Origin of the sequence: Rahnella sp. BCC 1045 (genome assembly GCF_019049615.1) — a bacterium.
GTDB lineage: Bacteria > Pseudomonadota > Gammaproteobacteria > Enterobacterales > Enterobacteriaceae > Rahnella > Rahnella contaminans.
In genome coordinates this window covers 1-19361 of record NZ_JAFMOZ010000076.1, presented here as the reverse complement: position 1 = coordinate 19361, position 19361 = coordinate 1, and the positions used below count along the sequence as shown (strand labels likewise).

At 53.2% G+C, this 19361-nt stretch carries 11 protein-coding genes; 4 read left to right on the top strand and 7 right to left on the bottom strand.

Annotated features, from left to right (window positions below; translation table 11 throughout):
• Positions 1-33: 33 nt before the first annotated feature.
• Positions 34-2070 carry an NADPH-dependent 2,4-dienoyl-CoA reductase gene (locus tag J1782_RS01435; RefSeq protein WP_217152217.1) on the bottom strand — a complete coding sequence of 679 codons (2037 nt, stop codon included), beginning with the start codon at positions 2068-2070 and terminating at the stop codon, positions 34-36.
• A 395-nt stretch (positions 2071-2465) separates the two neighbouring features.
• On the opposite strand from J1782_RS01435, the gene J1782_RS01430 reads away from it, so the two are divergent.
• Positions 2466-3332, top strand: a complete 867-nt coding sequence (locus tag J1782_RS01430) for a crotonase/enoyl-CoA hydratase family protein (protein ID WP_152325245.1) — start codon at positions 2466-2468, stop codon at positions 3330-3332.
• Between the two features lie 29 nt (positions 3333-3361).
• Here the strand turns inward: J1782_RS01430 and pdeR are convergent, their stop codons facing one another.
• From pdeR to malT, 4 genes are all read right to left on the bottom strand, one after another.
• On the bottom strand, positions 3362-5380 hold the full coding sequence (pdeR, locus tag J1782_RS01425) for a cyclic di-GMP phosphodiesterase (RefSeq protein ID WP_152325244.1): 2019 nt from the start codon (positions 5378-5380) through the stop codon (positions 3362-3364).
• A gap of 286 nt (positions 5381-5666) precedes the next feature.
• Positions 5667-7964, bottom strand: coding sequence for a beta-glucosidase BglX (gene bglX, locus J1782_RS01420; protein ID WP_217152216.1), 2298 nt, complete (start codon positions 7962-7964; stop codon positions 5667-5669).
• A gap of 381 nt (positions 7965-8345) precedes the next feature.
• The gene (locus J1782_RS01415) at positions 8346-8630 is read right to left on the bottom strand and encodes a YjcB family protein (RefSeq protein WP_152325242.1); all 285 of its coding nucleotides are present in this window, start codon (positions 8628-8630) and stop codon (positions 8346-8348) included.
• A gap of 243 nt (positions 8631-8873) precedes the next feature.
• Positions 8874-11600, bottom strand: coding sequence for an HTH-type transcriptional regulator MalT (gene malT, locus J1782_RS01410; RefSeq protein ID WP_152325241.1), 2727 nt, complete (start codon positions 11598-11600; stop codon positions 8874-8876).
• A 320-nt stretch (positions 11601-11920) separates the two neighbouring features.
• On the opposite strand from malT, the gene malP reads away from it, so the two are divergent.
• The 3 genes from malP (at position 11921) to J1782_RS01395 (ending at position 18118) form a co-directional block, all read left to right on the top strand.
• On the top strand, positions 11921-14323 hold the full coding sequence (malP, locus tag J1782_RS01405) for a maltodextrin phosphorylase (RefSeq protein WP_208951552.1): 2403 nt from the start codon (positions 11921-11923) through the stop codon (positions 14321-14323).
• Between the two features lie 9 nt (positions 14324-14332).
• Positions 14333-16420: a 4-alpha-glucanotransferase gene (gene malQ, locus J1782_RS01400; RefSeq protein ID WP_165058897.1), complete on the top strand. Its 2088-nt coding sequence runs from the start codon at positions 14333-14335 to the stop codon at positions 16418-16420.
• A gap of 561 nt (positions 16421-16981) precedes the next feature.
• Positions 16982-18118, top strand: a complete 1137-nt coding sequence (locus J1782_RS01395) for a porin (protein WP_152325238.1) — start codon at positions 16982-16984, stop codon at positions 18116-18118.
• A 72-nt stretch (positions 18119-18190) separates the two neighbouring features.
• Here the strand turns inward: J1782_RS01395 and J1782_RS01390 are convergent, their stop codons facing one another.
• Positions 18191-18406, bottom strand: coding sequence for a hypothetical protein (locus tag J1782_RS01390; protein WP_104923446.1), 216 nt, complete (start codon positions 18404-18406; stop codon positions 18191-18193).
• 476 nt (positions 18407-18882) lie between these two features.
• Positions 18883-19361, bottom strand: a 479-nt coding sequence (locus tag J1782_RS01385) for an LlaJI family restriction endonuclease (protein ID WP_217152215.1), incomplete at its 5' end; no start/stop codon positions are given.

Sequence of the window (19361 nt, the reverse complement as noted above, 5' to 3'; positions counted from 1 at the left end):
CTCGCGGCTTTTTCATAGGGGCTGAATATTCGTTCAGATCTCGAGTGCCAGTTTCGTTCCCTGACCGATAGCGCGCCGCGCATCCAGCTCTACCGCGACGTCCGCGCCGCCAATCAGATGCACGGTTTTTCCGGCGTCCAACAACGGCTGATACAGCGCGCGCTGCGGCTCCTGTCCGGCGCAGATAACGATGTTATCCACTTCCAGACACACCGGTTCGCCATTCATGATGAGGTGCAAACCCGCATCATCAATGCGTTCGTAACTGACGCCGCTTTGCATTTTTACGCCGCGCTGTAACAGGCTGGCGCGGTGGATCCAGCCGGTGGTTTTGCCCAGTCCTGCGCCGACTTTGGTGGATTTACGTTGCAGCAAAACAATATCGCGCGCGGCAGGTTCCGGCTGCGGGCCTTGTGGCGCAAGGCCGCCGCGATGCGTCAGTGTCTGATCAATGCCCCATTCTTGGCTGAACGTGCTGCTGCTCAGGCTCGGTGAAGGGGCGTTGTGGATGAGGTACTCGGCGGTATCAAAACCAATCCCGCCTGCGCCGATAATCGCCACCCGCTGGCCGACCGGTTTTTTATCGCGCAGGACGTCGAGATAAGTCAGTACGCGCGGATGATTGATCCCCGGTATGTCCGGCAGGCGCGGCGAAATTCCGCAGGCGAGGATCACTTCGTCATAACCGTTTAGCTGGCTGGCATTCACGGTTTCACCGAGGCGCAGTGTGACGCCCAGCAGTGTCAGCTGGCGCGAGTAGTAACGCAGAGTCTGATAAAACTCTTCTTTGCCGGGGATTTGTTTGGCGACGTTAAACTGGCCGCCGATTTCAGTATTGGCGTCAAACAGCGTGACTTGATGCCCGCGGCTGGCGGCAGTTGTCGCAAAGGCCAGACCGGCCGGGCCAGAGCCGACCACGGCCAGGCGTTTGAAATGCTGCGCACGTAGGACCGGCATTTGTGTTTCGTGGCAGGCGCGCGGATTCACCAGGCAGGATGTCACTTCGCCGGCAAAAATCTGATCCAGACAGGCCTGATTGCAACCGATGCAGGTGTTGATTTCGTCCGCACGGCCTTGCGCGGCTTTCTCAACAAATGCCGGATCGGCGAGGAACGGGCGCGCCATTGAGACCATATCGGCGCAGCCTTCGGCGAGAATTTTCTCCGCGACGTCAGGGTCGTTGATGCGGTTAGTAGTGATGAGCGGGATGCTGACTCTGCCCATGAGTTTTTGCGTCACCCAACTGAATGCGCCGCGCGGCACCATTGTGGCGATGGTCGGAATACGTGCCTCGTGCCAGCCGATGCCGGTATTGATAATGCTGGCCCCGGCCTGTTCGATGCGCTGCGCCAGCATTTCGACTTCCTGCCAGTCCGAGCCTTCCTCCACCAGATCCAGCATCGATAAGCGGTAAATAATGATGAATTCCTCACCGCAAATCTGACGCACACGCCGGACGGCTTCCGTGGCGAAACGCATTCTGTTTTCCACGCTGCCGCCCCAGCGGTCGGTGCGCTGATTGGTGCGGACGGTGAGAAACTGATTAATCAGATAGCCTTCTGAGCCCATGATTTCCACGCCGTCGTAGCCAGATTCTTTCGCCAGACTGGCGCAGCGGGCGAAATCCTCCAGCGTCGATTCAATTTCATCTTCGCTCAGGGCATGCGGCGTAAAGCGGTTAATCGGCGCCTGAAGGGCAGACGGCGCGACGGGGTGAGGCTGATAGCTGTAACGGCCGGCGTGCAGGATTTGCAGCGCAATTTTACCGCCCGCGTCGTGAACGGCCTGCGTCACCACGCGGTGATGCGTGATGTGTTCCTGCTCCGCCAGAACCGAACCGCCGTGATAAACGACGCCCCGGGCATTCGGTGAAATCCCGCCGGTGACAATCAGCCCGACGCCCGCCGCCGCGCGTTCGGCATAAAAGGCCGCCAGACGTTCCGGCCCGTCTTCCAGCTCTTCAAGGCCGGTGTGCATGGACCCCATCAGCACGCGGTTTTTCAGCTGTGTAAAACCTAAATCCAGGGGCGCCAGCAGGTGCGGATAAAACGGCAACGCGCGTTCAGTCATGGAATTCTCTTAAGTGGTCGGATGAGATAATTTCAATTTAGCGTCTGGCAGGGCAATTGGAAAGTTAGCGCGCAATGATTGTGATAGGCGTCACTCTGAGGCTCTCGCTGAGAGTTAATTAACTATTGCGTATATTATTAAGGTGGGCTCTTTAATTAGCCGGGTTATTAAGGCGACCGGTAAACACCAGGTTGTAGCAGATAAAATAAATATTTCTTTGTTTTTACACAATATTGATTATGCGCAGGTTGTTTATTTTTAACATTTTTTTCCTGAGTTGTTACGACTAGGATTATTTTTATAAAAGGATCTCGAATCGATTCAGTTCGGGTTAGAGCTGGACTAGGCTGGAGCTGCTTCACCCTAAAAATTCATTTCTAACCTGGATATATACTATGAATCTTAATGACCATACAGCCTGCCGCCCGTTTACCGAAGCCGGGCATTTGTCCCAGATTGCAGCCTATTATGAAGAGGGCCGTAATGTCATGTGGATGATGCTCAGGTCTTATCCACGTCCTTGTTTTAATCAGGAGCTTATTGAAGACATCATGACGCTGACTTACGCCGCGAAGGCATCGGGGCTGCGTTTTGATTTTTGGGTGACCGGATCGCTTGTGCCCAATATGTACAACGTGGGGGGGGATCTGAGTTTCTTTGTTGAAGCCATCATCAATAACAAACGTGAGGCCTTACGTTCGTATGCCCGCGCTTGTGTTGATTGTGTCCATGCGGCGGCGCGGGGCTTTGATGTTGGCGCAATCAGCTTGTCGATGATCGAAGGCACCGCGCTGGGCGGCGGATTCGAGGCGGCGCTGGCGCATCATTACGTTCTTGCGCAGAACACCGCGCGCATGGGGTTCCCGGAAATTGCGTTCAACCTGTTTCCGGGAATGGGCGGTTACTCGCTGGTATCGCGCAAGGCCGGAATGAAACTGGCGGAGGAGCTGATTTCCACCGGCGAATCGCATACGGCGGAGTGGTTTGAAAGCCGCGGTCTGGTGGATGTTTTGTTCCAGCCCGGCGAAGGCTTCAACGCCACGCGTACTTTCATGGATGTCCTGAGGCCAAAACTCAACGGGATCAGGGCGATGATCCGGGCGCGTCAGCGCGTGTTGCAGCTGTCCCGTTCAGAGCTGATGGATATTACGGAAGATTGGGTGGATGCCGCATTTACGCTGGAGGAGAAGGATCTGAGTTATATGGAGCGTCTGGTCATGCTGCAAAACCGGCACACCGCATCATTGCGTAAAACCGGTTAATAACAGACAGAAGCAGCCCGTCACTGGCGCTATTTCTGTTTTGCTTTATGTTTAAAAACATTGGGTGAAGCAACTCTTTTTTCCTCAAGCCAGTGCTCCAGCTCAATCGCGGGCATTGGCTTGGCGTAAAGAAAGCCCTGTTTGCTGTCCACACCGATTTCATCCACCAGCTTTTCTTCTTCAGCCGTTTCCACACCTTCCGCGACCACCGTCAGTTGCAGTGTTTTTGCCACCGCGACAATAGCCCGGACCAGTGCCTGTGAAACCGGATTGTCATTGATTCCACGAATAAAACTCTGATCCAGCTTGATGCAGTCGAGCGGAATACGCGCCAGTTGCGACAGCGAGGAATAACCTGTACCGAAATCATCCAGATGCACTTGCGCACCCAATTTATGCAGCTGATTAATCATGGTGACGGCAGCGCTTTCATCTTCCACCAGGCAGCTTTCCGTCAGCTCGAAATCAAGCATACAGCCTTTCATTCCGGCTTTTTTCATCGCATCAGACAGCGTGGTGATGAAGGAACCGTTGTTAAGCTGGCGTCCGGAAAGATTCACCGCAACGCGCAGGTTCAGACCTTTTTTTTGCCATTCTGTCGCCTGACGCGTCGCCGTTTCAATGACCCATTTTCCGATGGGAGTAATCAGGCCGGATTCTTCGGCGTAAGGGATAAAGCTTTGCGGCTGGATCAGCCCGCGTTCCGGCGAATTCCAGCGCAGCAGCGCTTCCACGCTTTGCACGGTGCCATAAAGCGAGACTTTCGGCTGATAGTGCAAAACCAGCTGATCCTTTACGGCCAGCGCTTTACGCAGATGGGTATCCAGCCACATGTATTCTGAGGCTTTTTCATTCATGTCCGGCGAGAAAACGCAGTGCGCGTTTTTGCCTTTTTCCTTTGCCACATACATGGCGGTATCGGCGTTTTGCAACAGCGTATCGCCGTCAGTGCCGTGTTCCGGGCAAATCGCAATGCCGCCGGAACAGCCGGTATAGACTTCAATCAGCCCGATGCGGAAGGGTAAGCCCAGACGGCGCAACACGCGCTGGCTCAGTGCTTCGAGCGTGTCGATTTCGGCATGCGTGCTGAGAATAATGAATTCATCGCCGCCTAAACGCGCGAGCTTATCGTTGGGCGACAGGCAATCCTGAATCGCATCTGAAACCGCGCGCAGCAGATGATCGCCAAACATATGCCCGTAGGCGTCGTTGACCTTTTTGAAGTTATCCAGATCCAGATAAATCAGGCCGACTTTGTCCTCACCGCGCTCTTTCAGCGCCTTTGCCAGCGATTCCTGCAAGGCGTTGCGGTTAGCGAAACCGGTGACTAAATCGGTGTTGGCCAGAACGCGTAAACGCTCCTGCGCCTTGCGTTCATCGGTAATGTCGGAACCGGAGCAAATGAGATATTTTTGCTGTTTGCCGCTGCCGCTGTGGACAAATTTATTGCGAAACAGGAACAGCCGCTGACCTTTAACCGTATTGATCCAGCGTTCGACTTCATAGGATTGCTGATGCTGAAAAAAACCGTTGATGTTCTGGCGCGACGCCAGACCTTCTTCCATCGACATAAACAGGTCATAGGCGCTGCGCCCGATGACATCTTCTTCGCGCAGGCCAGTATATTCTTCGCTTAAGCGGTTGAAACGATGGATTTTTCCTTCCTGATCGATAATCACGATGACCGAGTTGGCCTCAGACACCACCTGCTCGGCAAATGTCAGGCCGACTTCCAGATCGTGCGCGACGGATTCAGTATCCTGATAAGCCGACGCGGTGCCTGCCCAGGCTTTGCTGTCAATTTTGCGGCCCACCAGATACAGGCGAACGGGAGATCCGAACAGCGTGATATCGAGTGTGAAACTTGAGGTGATCCCGGTCAGTTGCCTGATTTTTCCCGCCTGCCATTGGGTCAGGGAAATCGCGACGTTGACGATGCCTTTCTCAGCGGACAGCTCCAGTGCATTGCTGTCGGAACCCAGCCGCCAGTAGGGGCGGGGTGTGCCGAAATGTAGGTACAAAATGGAGGCATCTTGAGAATCGACCATGAAATGTTTCTCCGCAAAGAACGCTATACGCCGCCAGTGTGGCGACAGGGCAACAGTCAGCACAGACGGAGCTTACTCTGTTCAGCACATTCGCAACGCTCCGTAACGAACGGATAAAGGGCGAGGGCGCGTAACACATTGAATTTAAGGTTAGCAACTGTCGGTTAGATATCCAGTCGCCAGGCAGAAATTACTGCTCAGAAGAGGCGGGTGCCGTAACCGGTAACCCGCCTGTGCGAGACTCAATTTCAGACTTCACGCCGGGCTCCAAACTGAGCCCGGAAAATCATTTCAGCAGGAAGCTGGTTTGTTTCACGTCCTGAGAATCTAAGCCTACGAATACGTTGAACTTTCCGGGTTCAGAAGCCCATTTCAACTTGTCGTTGAAGAAACGTAAATCCTTTTCATTGATCGCAAATGTAACGATTTTCTCTTCACCCGGTTGCAGGGTGATCTTTTCAAAATTCCTCAGCTCTTTAACCGGGCGGCTGATTGAAGCCGCGACGTCCTGAAGATACAGCTGAACCACCGTTGCGCCGCTGACTTTACCGGTGTTTTTCACCGTCACGCTGGCGGTCAGCGGGTGTTTGGCATCCATGGTGGTAGAAGACAAACTCACGTCAGACACGCTGAAACGGGTGTAGCTCAGGCCATAGCCAAACGGGAACAGCGGACCATTGGTGATATCAAAATAGCGGGTGGTGTATTTGTCCGGATGCTGCGGATTAAACGGACGCCCGGTATTCAGGAAGCTGTAATACAAAGGAATCTGGCCGACAGCGCGCGGGAAAGTCATCGGCAGTTTGCCTGACGGGTTGTAATCGCCAAACAGAACGTCGGCGATCGCATGGCCGCCTTCGGTACCGCTGAACCAGGTTTCCAGCATCGCATCAGAGATTTCGTTTTCCCACGTCAGCGTCAGAGGGCGACCATTCATCAGCACGATAACCAGCGGTTTTCCGGTGGCTTTCAGGGCTTTCAGCAGGTCGCGCTGGCTTTGCGGAATGTTCAGCTCAGAACGGCTGGAAGCCTCGTGCGCCATGCCCTGTGCTTCACCGACCACGGCCACCACGACATCGGCTTTCTCAGCAGTTTTCACCGCTTCGTCGATCATGTCCTGTGGTTTTCTCGGGTCGTTGATCACCTGTTTTTCGTAGGAATTGAGGAAATCGACCATTGCCTGATCGTCGGTGACATTCGCCCCGCGCGCGTAGAGAACGGTGCCTTTATCGCCGAGCACATCTTTCATGCCCTGCAATACGGTCACGGCCTGATCGGCTTTACCGGCGGCAGACCAGCTGCCCATCACGTCACGTTTGCTGTCAGCCAGCGCACCGACCACGGCGATGGTGCCTTTCTTCGCCAGCGGCAATGTCTGGTTGTTATTTTTCAGCAGAACCAGAGAAGTGCGTGCGACTTCGCGCGCTTCGCTGCGGTGCAGGCGGCTTTCGGCATTGGTGTCGGCCGGGTCGCTCGACTGTGGCCCTAAATGGCGGTACTCATCGACAAACAGGCCCATGTCCCATTTGGCGGCCAGCACGTCACGCACGGCGCGATCGATATCCTGCTGGCTGACCAGACCGTCGGCGAGTAATCCTTTCAGATACTTACCGTACATGTTGTCGGCCATGTCCATATCCACGCCCGCTTTCAGCGCCATTGCGGCGGCCTGGCGATCGTCTTCGGCCACGCCATGCTTCACCAGCCCGCCAATCGCGCCATGATCGCTGACGGTCAGGCCTTTAAACTGCCACTCATCGCGCAGAATGTCTTTCAGCAGCCAGGTATTGGACGTTGCCGGGATCCCGTTAACGCTGTTGAGCGCAACCATCACACCACCGGCACCGGCATCAATTGCGGCTTTGTACGGCGGCATGTAATCGTTGAACATGCGGGTCAGGCTCATGTCGACGGTGTTGTACTCGCGGCCACCTTCGACCGCGCCGTAGAGCGCGTAGTGTTTCACATTAGCCATGACGGCATCGGGTGCAGAGGGATCTTTGCCCTGGAAGCCGGTGACCATTTCGTGCGCGAGGCGTGAGGTCAGATAAGTGTCCTCGCCAAAGCCTTCGGACACACGGCCCCAGCGCGGATCACGGGTGATATCCACCATCGGCGCGAAGGTCATGTTCAGGCCATCGGCGGCGGTTTCCACGGCAGCGATATGTGCGCTGGTGAAGACGGCCTGCATATCCCAGCTGGCGGCGAGGCCAAGGCTTATCGGGAAAATCGTGCGCTGTCCGTGGACAACGTCATAGGCATAAAAAGGAGGAATTTTCAGACGGCTGTTTTTGACTTCATCCTGCATACGGCGGATGTCTGGCTTCGTGACCGTATTAAATACCCCGCCGACTTTACCGGCCTGGATATCCGCCATGATGGCTTCTTTTTTATAATCCGGACCAACGGTGACCAGATTCAGCTGACCAATTTTTTCATCAAGGGTCATTTTCTTCATCAGATCGGCAATGAACGCGTTGCGTTCTTTTACCTGATCCTGCGGGATACCCGTTGTTTCAACGGCGAGTGACGAGGCAGAGCTTACCAGTAACACTAACGCGCCAAGCACGTGATGCGTATTCATCGGAATTCCTTCAGCCATAAGCAGGGGTGCCAAAATAGTGGAAATTCAGCAGCCTGAAGCAAACAAAACAATGATCATTCTGGGAAAAGTATAGTGTGAGAATCTAATACGACCGTTCAACTATTAGCAATGAATAGTTTAGGGCGTTCGCACATTATCTTTTTATCCTTCGGGACAGTGCGCAATTTACAGGTAATCATGCAGATAGGTACAAAAAGACAGTCGATGCATCCCGCAAATTTTAAAATTTAGGATTAGATGAGGGAACGGTGCGCAAATAAGCAACAAAATCGCGGCAGGGTGAAAGAAAAGGCGAAATAAAGAGGGCAGAACATGACGTTCTGCCCTCTTTAAATCGTAAATACCGATCAGAGAATAAGATTAATAGTAGTAAGACATATCGGTAGGGGTTTTGCTCATGACGTCAAAGAACACCTCTTTCGTCGTGGACCAGAACTGAGCAATCGCCACGGCGTTATAGCTCATTCCCATCAGGCTCATCACGAAGAAACAGGTGACGGTGAGGCCGATACCACTGCAAACAAACGCCATGGTATTCCGGCTGGACTGGCGGCAAACAATATTAAGCTGGCTGGTGCAGAACATTAAAAAGGCGCTCAGCAGTTCCCAGCGCATCATGATGAATCCGGCAGTTAAAGTACCCATCGATATAAATCCTTACTCACTACAGCCGTTTGCACGAAGCCAAATCAGCCTGAAGGCTGCTACCGCTGGTTGGCAATGGGCTTTACTGAAGAAAATGGTGAAGTTAAATAATGTGACGACGGTCACATTATATCACCGCTTTTTCGTCGTGAGCAAAAAATGTTCGCCTGTACTAATGCAAAATAGGCATAACACACCGCCATAAATAGTCGGTGTGTTATGAAAAGTGGGAATGAAGGGATTTCAGGCGCCGTAGCCCATGACTTGCAGCAGATGCTGAGCCTGCTGAACGGCTTCCTGACGGTGGGCGACGCCCAGTTTTTGGTACAAATTGCGGATATGCGTTTTGATGGTGGTGGAGGCAACGTCCAGCTCGCCGGCAATCTGATCATTGCTGTAGCCGGAATAAATTAACCCGAGCACCTGCCATTCACGTTGGGTCAGCGGGCTGGTGCGGATGAGCTCCGGCACCTGCGGATGGGTCAGCAATTTATTCACGAAACCTTCGTCGAAGTGCGCAAATTTATGGCGATGGTGCTGATTAATTTCCCGCAAGATTTGCTGCGCACGGCGCTGTTCCAGCTCCGGCAACAGATTGAGCTGAATCAGCTGACGCAGCTGTTGCGCCATCATTTCCCCTTCAATCACGAAATGGCTGACAAATCCGGTGCGGTTTGCCAGCCCGAGCGCTTCAATCAATACGCGCTGCGCGTCACTTTTGCGCCCGGTGTGCCAGTAAAGCAGGTTACTCAGCAACAGGTTACGGTTCAGATCGCTGGTCAGGCGCAGCTGACGGGCGTTCTGATTCAGCTCGTCGAGCACCACTTCGGCTTCATCAAACTGTTCCAGCAAAATCTGCACGCGGGCAATATTACGCCACTGACCCTGCTGGAAATGGTTGTCCGCCATGTCCGGTTTACGCGCCTGTTGCAGCCACTGCCGCGCGGCGGTTTTATCTCCGATCATCTGCCAGTAAATCACCCGCGGCTTATCGGTATTGGTCATCCAGTCGATGTGATACTGGCCGGTTTTGAGCAGGCTTTCACAACGCTGCAAATGATGATGCGCATTGTCGAGCTGACCGCGTGCCAGAGAGCATTTCGCCAGCATCGCCAGACACTGCAATTGCTGCTGTGGCTGGAAGTTGGTCAGCACGTCCAGCCCCTGACGCGCCGCGTCTTCGGCATCATCGAGACGGGACCACGACCACAACAATTGCGAACGCAGACGCAGTAAAAATTCATGCATCGGCAGCTGTTCAAGATGCTGTTCACGCACCAGTTCAAAAGCACGATCCTGCATTTCAAATGCGGCCTGCAAAAAGCCCTGAGCAATCAGAATTTCGCTCTGTTGCAGCAGCGCCCATAAGGCGTAGTGATAGGCCTCGTAGCGCCGCGCGATTTGTTCGGTTTGCTGCATCAGCGGCAGCGCACGGGTTAAATCACCTTTGCAGTGCTGGATTTCGCCCGTCACCGACGTGGCAACAATGCGGCTGTAGTAGCTTTCATACGGCAGGAAACGCAGGGCGTCGGCGGCCAGTTTTTCGGCCTCATCCTGACGGCCATCGTTGATCGCCACCTGCGCACGCAAGGCATCAAATTCTGCCGTCAGATCCTGTTCCATCACGATATTGCGCTGCTGCATTTCGCTTTCAGCACGCGCCAGAAGCGCTTCCACTTCGGCATAACGGTGCTGACTTTGTGCCAGCCAGGCCTGCAACAGAACCAGTTTTGGATTCTGAATCAGACGGTCGTAAGGCAGTGCGGCGAGGCACTCTTCCAGCAGCGCCAGTTCGCTCTGATTAAACAACGCCCAGGCATGTTGCAGCAGAATATCGCGCAACATATCGGTGTCTTCCGCGCCCAGCGCATGATGGATGGCTTCGGCCGGGAAACCCTGAGCCAGCCAGCCTTCGGCGGCCGCGCGGTGAATCTGCGGCAGCTCGGTTGCCAGTTCCCACTGGCAGCGCTGACGCAAAAAAGTGGCAAACAGCGGGTGGAAGTTAAACCATTCGCCGGTGTCATCCATACGGTGAATAAACAACCCCTGACGCTCCAGCTCTTCCAGCCGTTGCTGACCGTTGTCGCCTCCGGTCAGCCGCACAATCAGGGCGTCGTTCATCGAACGCAGCAACGAACAGCGCAGCAGGAAATCACGGGTTGGCGCATCAACGCGATCCAGCACTTCGTCCGCCAGATATTCGGATAAATGGCTGGCGTTCAGGCCGGCCAGTTTGCGCGCCGATTGCTGCGTCGATTGTTGCGAAGAGGTGGCCGACTGGCGCGCCGAGAGCGCAATCAGCTGCAACGCCGTGGCCCAGCCTGCGACGTCATCGCACAGGCGGCTGCTGTCAGCCTGATCAATCGGATCTTTAAGGCGGTTATCGAAAAACTGCTGCGTTTCCGGGTGTGTAAACGCCAGATGCGAGGCATTGAGTTCGAGCAGTTGCTCGCGCACACGCATATTGGCGATGCCCAGCGGCGGCAGGGTGCGTGAAAGCACCACCAGAGACATATTTTCCGGCTGATGACGCAGGAAGAAACGCATCCCTTCGTGGATTGCATCGTTGCAAATGAGGTGATAATCGTCGATCACCAGCAAAAGCGGGCGGTGCCAGTCGGAAAGTTCCACGAACAGCTGAGCGAACAGTGCGGACAAACTCGCGTACTGATGCTTCTGGCTCAGTGCCTCACTTTTCACGCAATGGCCGCCGCAGGCGTGCTGCACGGCCGCAATCAGATAGCTGGCAAAACGCTCTGGCTGATTATCGCTTTCATCAAGAGAGTACCAGCCGAGATCGCTTTTTCCCGCTGCCCAGTGCGCCACCAGCGTCGTTTTCCCATAGCCTGCCGGGCTGGCGACCAGGGTCAGACGGTAATTTGGCGCAGTCGCCAGCTTCGTCAGCAGACGATCGCGAACCACTGTATTTTGCTGCCGCACCGGGCGGCTCAATTTCGAAGGGATCAGCATTTTTTACGATTCTTTTGACGGTGAACAGAGGGGCGATCTTTATTTCACAGCGTGTAATTAATCACTTTTTCTAAAGTCCTCCTTTGAAACATTGATTGCAAGAATGTTACGTTTTTACATGTCGTTAAGTTGCTCTGCATCACACTTCTTAATACAAATTTTCAGCCCTTCCCTCTGAGCGCCCGTCTCATCCGGCTACGCCCCGTTTCTCCTCCCTGCCTAATCTTTGGCGGGATGATGCTGCTCTTCCGGAGAAGCTTCAGCATAGTGATTATCAACCTAAAACTTTTCCCACAAATTCCCGGATAAAGAGGCATGTGATGCAGGTGACTTTGGATAAGACGCAGTTTTTAGCCGCGCTAAAACGCCAGTGGCAGGGATTCGGTTTACAGCAGGCGCAGGACATGACGCCACATCAGTGGTGGCAGGCCACCAGCGCCGCACTGTCAGAACAACTCAGCGCGCAACCCGCGCCGAAAGCGACGAAACAGCCGCAACGGCACGTTAACTACATTTCGATGGAATTCCTGATCGGGCGTCTGACCGCGAATAACCTGATTAATCTCGGCTGGTATGAAACCGTCAACCAGGCACTGAAAGAGCAGGGCGTTGAACTGGCCGATGTGCTGGAACAGGAAACCGATCCGGCGCTGGGTAATGGCGGATTAGGGCGTCTGGCGGCCTGTTTCCTCGATTCGATGGCGACCGTCGGGCAACCGGCGACCGGCTACGGCCTGAACTATCAGTATGGCTTATTCCGTCAGTCATTCAGCGAAGGCCAGCAGCAGGAAGCGCCGGATAACTGGCACCGCGAAAGCTACCCGTGGTTTACCCACAACAGCGCGTTGTCCGTGGACGTTCAGTTTGGCGGCAAGTTGGTCAAAAATGAGCTGGGCACCGAGCAATGGCATCCGGCGTTTTCCCTGCGCGGCGAAGCCTGGGATTTGCCGGTAGTCGGCTATAAAAATGGTGTTACGCAGCCACTGCGTTTGTGGCAGGCCACCGACGTGCATCCTTTTGACCTGACCTTATTTAACGACGGCGAATTCCTTAAAGCGGAACAGAAAGGCATCGATGCCGCTAAACTGACCAAAGTGCTGTATCCGAATGACAACCACGAAGCGGGTAAGCGCCTGCGCCTGATGCAGCAGTATTTCCAGTGCGCGTGCTCGGTGGCCGATGTTCTGCGCCGCCACCATTTCCTGGGCCGCAAAATTCAGGATCTGCCGAAGTTCGAAGTGATTCAGCTAAACGATACGCATCCGACGATCGCTATCCCTGAACTGCTGCGCATTTTGCTGGATGAACATCAGCTGGACTGGGACGCCGCATGGGCCATCACCAGCCAGACGTTCGCTTACACCAACCATACTCTGATGCCGGAAGCGCTCGAATGCTGGGATGAAAAACTGGTCCGCAGCCTGTTGCCCCGCCACTTCTCGCTGATCAAAGCCATTAACGCGCGCTTCAAAAAAGTGGTCGAAAAACAGTGGCCGGGCGACAAAGCGGTGTGGGAAAAACTTTCAGTTCATCAGAACAAACAGGTGCGCATGGCTAATCTGTGCGTGGTCAGCGGTTTTGCGGTGAACGGCGTTGCAGCACTGCATTCCGAGCTGGTGGTCAAAGATCTGTTCCCGGAATATCACCAGCTGTGGCCGAACAAATTCCACAACGTCACCAACGGCATCACGCCGCGCCGCTGGGTAAAACAGTGTAATCCGGCGCTGTCCGCGCTGATTGATGACACTCTGAAAACTGAATGGGTGAACAATCTGGACGCGCTGAAAGGGCTGGAAAGTTCCGCTGAAGATACGGCGTTCTGCCAGCGTTATCAGCAGATTAAGCGCGCAAACAAGGTGCGTCTGGCGGAGTACGTCAAACACACGATGGGCCTGACGCTGAACCCGGACGCGATTTTCGACGTGCAGATCAAGCGCCTGCACGAGTACAAACGTCAGCACCTGAACCTGCTGCACATTCTTTCGCTGTACCGCCAGTTGCGTGATAACCCGGAAATGGACATGGTGCCTCGTGTGTTCCTGTTCGGCGCGAAAGCCGCACCGGGTTATTACCTGGCGAAAAATATTATCTACGCCATCAATCAGGTGGCTGAAAAAGTGAATAACGACCCGCTGGTTCGCGACCGCATCAAAGTGGTGTTTATCCCGGATTACCGCGTGTCGGTGGCGGAGCTGATGATCCCGGCGGCAGACGTTTCTGAGCAGATTTCTACTGCCGGGAAAGAAGCTTCCGGCACCGGCAACATGAAGCTGGCGCTGAATGGCGCGATGACCGTCGGCACGCTCGATGGCGCAAACGTCGAGATTGCGGAACAGGTCGGCGAAGAGAATATCTTCATCTTCGGCAATACCGTCGATCAGGTGAAAGCGTTGCAGGCCAAAGGCTACGATCCGCTCAAAATCCGTAAGAAAGACAAGCATCTGGATAAGATCCTGAAAGAGCTGGAAAACGGCTTCTTCAGCAACGGCGACAAACAGGCGTTCAGCCTGATGCTCGACAGCCTGCTCGGCGGCGGTGACCCGTATCTGGTGCTGGCGGACTTCGCGGATTACTGCGCGGCACAGCAAAAAGTCGACGCACTGTACCGTGATCAGGACGAGTGGACGCGCAAAACTATTCTCAATACTGCCCGCGTCGGGATGTTCAGTTCCGACCGATCGATTCGCGATTATCAGCAGCGGATCTGGCAGGCGAAACGTTAAGGAGCCCGCATGGAGAACAAAGTACTGGAGCAGGCCGCCAGGGAGGCGGGTATTTCCTCTGGTTTCATTAATGCACATGGCAAGCAGCAGGCCATCGCACCGGAAACCAAGCGCGACCTCTTGTCAGCTATGGGCTGGAAGGCCGGGCATCGTCCGGCTGCAACACCGGTTCCGCCGGTCAAAGTCTTTGTCTCCGGCAGCCGTCTGGCGCTGCCGGTCAGCGGAGAAGGTGAATTCGGCTGGACGTTGCAGCTGGAAAACGGCGCAACTCAGCAGGGGCGTATCAGCGGCAAAATGACGCTGGCGCTGCCGGGGAAAATTCCCGCCGGTTATCACCAGCTGACGCTGACGCAGGACGCGCAGCAGTGGGATTGCCGGGTGATTGTCGCCCCGAAACGTTGCTATGAACCGGACGCCTTGCTGGCCGGTAAAAAACTGTGGGGCGCCTGCGTGCAGCTTTATACGCTGCGCTCAGAAAATAACTGGGGCATCGGCGATTTCGGCGATCTCAACCTGATGCTCGAAAATGTCGCCCGGCGCGGCGGCGCTTTTGTCGGGCTCAATCCGATTCACGCGCTGTATCCGGCAAACCCCGTGGCGGCCAGCCCGTACAGCCCGTCTTCGCGCCGCTGGCTGAACGTCATTTATATCGACGTCAGCGCGGTAGACGATTTTAAGCAGAGTCAGGAAGCCCAAATCTGGTGGAACCAGCCGCTGACGCAGCAGCGTTTGCAGGCCGTCCGCGCCAGTGAATGGGTGGATTACGCCGACGTGATGCCGCTGAAACTCGAAGGTTTACGGCTGGCGTATACGCATTTTCGTGGCCGAAAAACGCAGGATCCGCAGGTGAAATCGCTGGCCAGTTTCGTGAAACAGGGCGGCGAAAGCCTGTATTTGCAGGCGGCGTTTGATGCGCTGTATGAGCATCTGGCGAAAGAAACGGATGTCGCGCTCGGCTGGAACCGCTGGCCGGAAAAATATCACGATGCCCGTGGCCCGGCTGTTCGCGCATTCTGCGAGCAACACGCTGAAGATGTGGAGTTTTATCTGTGGCTGCAATGGCTGGCTGAAATCCAGTTCGAAAACTGTTATCGCACCAGCCAGCAGCAGGACATGCCGATGGGGTTATACCGCGATTTAGCGGTGGGCGTCGTCGAAGGCGGTTCTGAAACCTGGGGCGACGGCGAGCTGTATTGCCTGAAAGCCTCGGTCGGCGCGCCGCCGGACATTCTCGGGCCGCTCGGACAGAACTGGGATCTGCGCCCGATGGATCCGCATGTGATGGTGAAGCGCGGCTATCAGCCGTTTATCGATTTGCTGCGTTCGAACATGACCAGTTGCGGCGCGTTGCGTATCGATCATGTGATGACGCTGCTGCGATTGTGGTGGATCCCGGCCGGAGAAACGGCGGATAAAGGCGCATATGTGCAATATCCGGTAGACGATCTGCTGGCGATTCTGGCGCTGGAAAGTCAGCGCCACCGCTGCATGGTTATCGGCGAAGATCTGGGCACCGTGCCGGTGGAGATCGTCAGCAAGCTGCGCGAGGGCGGTGTGTATTCCTACAAAGTGCTGTATTTCGAGCGCGATGAGGAAAACAACTTCCGTGCGCCGCAGTCGTACCCGGTTCAGGCGATGGCAACCATCACTACGCACGACCTGCCGACGCTGCGCGGTTACTGGCAAAGCGACGATCTGGCGCTCGGTAAAACGCTCGGGCTTTACCGTGACGAAGACGTTTTACAGGAACTGTACGCCGACCGTGCGCGGGCGCGTCAGGGGCTGCTCGACGGGTTGCATCATTACGACTGCATCCCGAAGAAAACCGGACACAAAGCCGCATTAATGGAAATGACGCCGGTGCTCAACCGCGGCCTGCAACGCTACGTCGCCGACAGTGCCTGTGCGCTACTCGGCCTGCAACCGGAAGACTGGCTCGACATGGACGCGCCGGTCAACGTCCCCGGCACCAGCGATGAGTACCCGAACTGGCGCCGCAAACTTTCCTGCACTCTTGAAGAAATGTTTGCTGACGATCAGGTGAATAAACTCATCAAAGACCTCGATAAACGCCGCCGGAAAGTGTCGGTGAGCTGATAACACCGAAAGTGATAAAAGGGTTTCTGCCGGTACGGAGGAACCCTTTTTTGTGCTTTGAACCTCATTTATCAGACCTGCCTGAAATCCACCAAACCGTGCATTTCCCCTCATCAAAAAGGCATTAAAGAAATAAAAAATGAAATCGATTAATAAATAACAGGCTTTGCAAAATATTATTCTGTCAGCAGGGATTATAACGGTGATCACAATAATGATATAAAGTGGTTATAACGTAATGTAATTGTCACGCAGGCATGATTTAATTATAGGTGCTATTTTTATCCGATAATTGTTATTAAATATTTCGAATCTGAATACCGTTGAATTTACATTTGATTGTATTACAGGCAATCCGGATGTTATTTGCACTAAAGTATACATTTTGTTTTTTGGCGTTACATTTTAAAATAATAATGTCGAATTATTAATCCGTATATATCTTTTTCTTATAGGGAACTTTCTGAATTTTCACTTTGTCGCCCGTCTTACCTATGTTAATTATTTATACGCGGCGCAAGACCGCTCACACATCACATAAATAATAATGACAGGGTAATAATGAACAATTTAAAAGCGTCAATGTTAATTGGCGGTGTCGTGCTGTCGGCTTTATCGGCAAGTGCGCAGGCCGAGATTACTGTTTTAGATAAAAATCCTCAGAGTAATTCTTTGCTGGCACCGTTAAGTTTACAGGTGGGCGGGAGTATTCGTCCTGAGTGGATTTTCAATAACGGCGAAGAGCCGGGCTATTATAAAAATGGTCATGACGGCGGTACACGTTTCCGTTTCCGTGGTGATTATAAACTGACGCAAGACACCTCCATTATCGCTTACTATGAGCTGGGTGTGGACATGGCGCACCTTCTGGGCATGGACGGGCACTATGAAGAAGGCGCACGCCGCGATACTCAGCGTCAGTTATATGCCGGGTTTAAAGACGACCGTTACGGCACATTAACCTACGGCCACCAGTACGGGATTTATTATTCCGTCGTCGGGATTAAAAGCGACGTCTGGGATAACGATGGTCACGCGGGCGGTACAGGTATTGGTATTAACGGCAACTACGACGGTGCCAATAAACCAAAGAACAGTATTAAATATACTAACGACTTTGGTCCTCTGACGTTATATGCAAACTATTTGCTGCCGGAAGATCAAATCGCTGCCGGTGAAAATCAATATTACCGTCGTAATAATGGCGGTGGTTTAGGTTTCGATTATAAGCTGACCAAAGATTTAGTTTGGAGCGCAGCTTATAGTGTGACCGACGCGACGGTTAAAGATAATCAATATAATGAAAAAGATTATCACCAGCAGCTTTCCGGTACTGCGCTAACCTGGCAGCCGGGTAACTGGTATATCGTCGGAACCGGCAGTTATTACAAAGACTTTGTGCCAAGCACGCGCGCCAATCCGGTGGATCATTACTTTGCGGGCAGCGGCTACGGCGTTGAAGGTTTCGTCGGTTATACCTTTAATATCGACAAACCGTTCCTGAAATCTATTCAACCTTACGTTGCAGCCGATTCCCTGCAGCTGAAAGGCGGCGAAGATTTCCATGCAAACCACACCTATTTCGGTGCGGGCACCACGATCGGTTACGGCCTGTCAGTTTATGTAGAACGCACACTGGCGCATTCCACCGACGGCGAACCGGATCAGACCTGGGTGACCGTGTTCTACGATTTCTAATTACCGATTGCCTCGTGTTTTCAATTGCCAGCGCCGAAATGCGCTGGCTTTTTTATGCCCTGAATCCCAGAGTTATGCCGCCAGCGGCTCTTCCTCTACAACGATGTCATCATCGGTAAACGGCAGTTCCAGTGCCAGATTCAGCACCTCTAATCGCTCACAAAGAATAAACCCCAGCAAGTCTTTGGCCTGCGCGTTATCCAGCGTCACGATGGCATAAGCCAGCGCCCGGCATTGATCGACGATCTCTTCGAGTTCCAGCTGTGTATTGTCATAAAGGTCAGACATGGACTGCCTCCTGTGCGGAGGTGTTGATTAAGCAGATATTTGAGAAGATATTTTCCATTTCAGTAACTCCATTGGGTGTAATTCACACTACCAACAGAGACGCCAAACTCTGGTGGTAGCTCGGGCGAAGTTGGCGTACCGATCCCAATCTTTATCGGCCAACCTTACGGTTGCCTCGCCCGAGCCACCATATTAAGGGTGAGTAAGGCCTGTGCCAATGAGAAACGCTGTTTACGCGAACTCAAGCACGATTGGGGATCCGGAACGCCAATTCCGGTTGCGGATTTTGCCGCAGTGAGGAGAGCTTATTCTTCATCGGATGCTAAGGAAATAGACTGGATGAATTTACAGGGATTTGCTTTGGTTTTTGGAAGGAGTATCTCATTAGACTGAACATAATGTTTACGTGAAATTCATCTTATTGAGGATTATTTTAAACTTTCGCTTATTAAAATTAAGGATGTTTGCAAGGACGTTTAACTACACAATTCAACGATTTTCGAACTTAAACTGATGAGTTTTTTCGTAGAGGCATAATGCATGATTAACTCAATGGGGTCCTGATAAATGCAGATTATTGGCGAGTAGTTATCATCTAGGCAATCAAATGAATCATAATTTTTTTTATTTTCTTTTTTGGCCATATGGATGGATTCTATATTACCTGATTTACCAGGAAATACAAAAACACTACTGATAATTTTTGCGCTCGGCTCAATTAATTTTACAGCTTCGGAATAATAAAATTGCTTAACAATGTCGGCTAGCTGTGGTGAGGTTTGTATGTTTTTGGCTGCATAATATTTTGCATCTACCACACAATAGTTATTGCAGTTTGGGTTTTTGATAATTGTATCAGTTCTCTGACCGCGCGCAGGAGCAAAAAAATAACTGTCAGAAATTTTATATAATGGAGCCATCAGGCGGTGATTCATTTTTTCTTTATTTAGCAGGC

What these genes read in the sequence shown, in the direction of transcription:
- malQ (WP_165058897.1), top strand. Translation starts at nt 14,333, where the DNA reads ATGGAGAACAAAGTACTGGAGCAGGCCGCCAGGGAGGCGGGTATTTCC.
- malT (WP_152325241.1), bottom strand. Translation starts at nt 11,600, where the DNA reads ATGCTGATCCCTTCGAAATTGAGCCGCCCGGTGCGGCAGCAAAATACA.
- J1782_RS01435 (WP_217152217.1), bottom strand. Translation starts at nt 2,070, where the DNA reads ATGACTGAACGCGCGTTGCCGTTTTATCCGCACCTGCTGGCGCCCCTG.
- bglX (WP_217152216.1), bottom strand. Translation starts at nt 7,964, where the DNA reads ATGAATACGCATCACGTGCTTGGCGCGTTAGTGTTACTGGTAAGCTCT.
- malP (WP_208951552.1), top strand. Translation starts at nt 11,921, where the DNA reads ATGCAGGTGACTTTGGATAAGACGCAGTTTTTAGCCGCGCTAAAACGC.
- pdeR (WP_152325244.1), bottom strand. Translation starts at nt 5,380, where the DNA reads ATGGTCGATTCTCAAGATGCCTCCATTTTGTACCTACATTTCGGCACA.
- J1782_RS01390 (WP_104923446.1), bottom strand. Translation starts at nt 18,406, where the DNA reads ATGTCTGACCTTTATGACAATACACAGCTGGAACTCGAAGAGATCGTC.
- J1782_RS01395 (WP_152325238.1), top strand. Translation starts at nt 16,982, where the DNA reads ATGAACAATTTAAAAGCGTCAATGTTAATTGGCGGTGTCGTGCTGTCG.
- J1782_RS01430 (WP_152325245.1), top strand. Translation starts at nt 2,466, where the DNA reads ATGAATCTTAATGACCATACAGCCTGCCGCCCGTTTACCGAAGCCGGG.
- J1782_RS01415 (WP_152325242.1), bottom strand. Translation starts at nt 8,630, where the DNA reads ATGGGTACTTTAACTGCCGGATTCATCATGATGCGCTGGGAACTGCTG.